The 1,425-nt window shown below is 63.0% G+C and carries 2 protein-coding genes; one reads left to right on the plus strand and one right to left on the minus strand.

The window, feature by feature from the left end; translation table 11 throughout:
* Window positions 1-98 (minus strand): PPE domain-containing protein (locus tag AC2VON_RS22585; protein WP_486954868.1); only part of this gene is annotated, 98 nt, incomplete at its 3' end.
* Between the two features lie 400 nt (window positions 99-498).
* On the opposite strand from AC2VON_RS22585, the gene AC2VON_RS22590 reads away from it, so the two are divergent.
* Window positions 499-1,335, plus strand: coding sequence for a mycofactocin-coupled SDR family oxidoreductase (locus AC2VON_RS22590; RefSeq protein WP_486954867.1), 837 nt, complete (start codon window positions 499-501; stop codon window positions 1,333-1,335).
* Window positions 1,336-1,425: the final 90 nt, after the last annotated feature.

A 1,425-nucleotide genomic window follows, 5' to 3' on the forward strand; every position in this document is an offset into this window, starting at 1 on the left:
CCGTCCCAGGCCGTCGCGGCCGCTATCATCGGCCCTGACCCGGCTCCGGCGTACATCCGACCGGAGTTGATCTCCGGCGGCAACACCGCAAAATCCACCGCTGTCTCCCGTCTTTGTCCAGCTGTCCGTGGGCATGTGTGCCACGCAACACCACACAGATCATGTGGTTCGCACCACACAGGCGTCGAATGCAAATTTGGTTCTCGCCTCATACCCGATTGGGCATAGCTGATCCGGAGACTGTGTAGCGGCGAACGGTCGTGCGGCAATAGACGCCGCCGTCTCGGTCAGCGGAACACGTGAACCAAATCGATGGCCGGATGCGGTTAGTGTTCCGACCGTATTTCGGTCAATGATGCGCCGCAGGAGTGAAAATGCGCCGGTTCGACGGCACGGTGGCCATCATCACCGGGGCGGCTTGTGCCATGGGGCGGCGACGGCACGGCTGTTTGCAATCGCCCAATAGCAAGTCTCACAGCAATATCCAGAAAGGGCAGCATGGACGACTTCACCGACCGTGTCGCGTTGGTCACCGGCGGCGCTCGCGGACAAGGGCGCGCACACGCGGTGGCCTTCGCCGAACACGGCGCCGATGTGGTGATCTGCGACCGCTGTGCGGACAGCGACGCAGTGGCTTACCCGCTTGCCACGGAGGAGGATCTCGATGAAACCGCTCGCATGGTCGAGGCGACCGGCCGCCGATGCCTAGCGATGCGGGCCGACGCTGCCGACCGAGCCGCCATGGAGGACCTCGTCGCCCAGGCCGAGGCACGGTTCGGCAGGGTCGATATCGCGGTCGCCAACGCAGGAGTCTCGGCTGCCGCGCCGGTCCAGAACATGCCCGAAACACTTTGGAACGAGGTGATCGCGAGCAACCTGACCGGCGTATTGAATACCATTGCCGCGGTCACGCCGGCGATGATCGCCCGCGGCTACGGCCGGATCGTCACGATCAGTTCGATGTTGGGCCGGGGCGCGGCACCGAATTCGGCCGCCTATTGTGCAGCGAAGTGGGGCGTGATCGGTCTGACCAAGAGCAGCGCACTGGACTTGGCGGAATTCGGGATCACCGTCAATGCTGTTGCGCCAGGAAATGTTTCGACGCTGATGGTGCATAACGATGCCCTTTACCAGGTCATGCGTCCAGACCTCGAATCCCCAACGCGCGCAGACGTCGAGCCGGTCTTCGCGAGTCTGCACGCCCAGCCGGTGCCATTCCTGGAACCACATGAAGTGACCCGTACAGTGCTATTCCTTTCCGCCGAGGCCAGCGCGCACATCACCGGAGTCGTGCTACAGGTCGACGCCGGCGCCGCCGCCCACGTCACCGCTTAGCCTCGATCCACGGATGAATTGGCTGTTGATCGGGTGTCGGAATAAGGAAAGTGCCCTCTGAGCTGGGATGATTGGAGCTACCACACAACA

The sequence above is a fragment of the Mycobacterium sp. TH-M82 genome, assembly GCF_057473605.1.

Excerpts from the sequence above, each read along its gene's own strand:
- AC2VON_RS22590 (WP_486954867.1), top strand. The coding sequence starts at position 499 with ATGGACGACTTCACCGACCGTGTCGCGTTGGTCACCGGCGGCGCTCGC.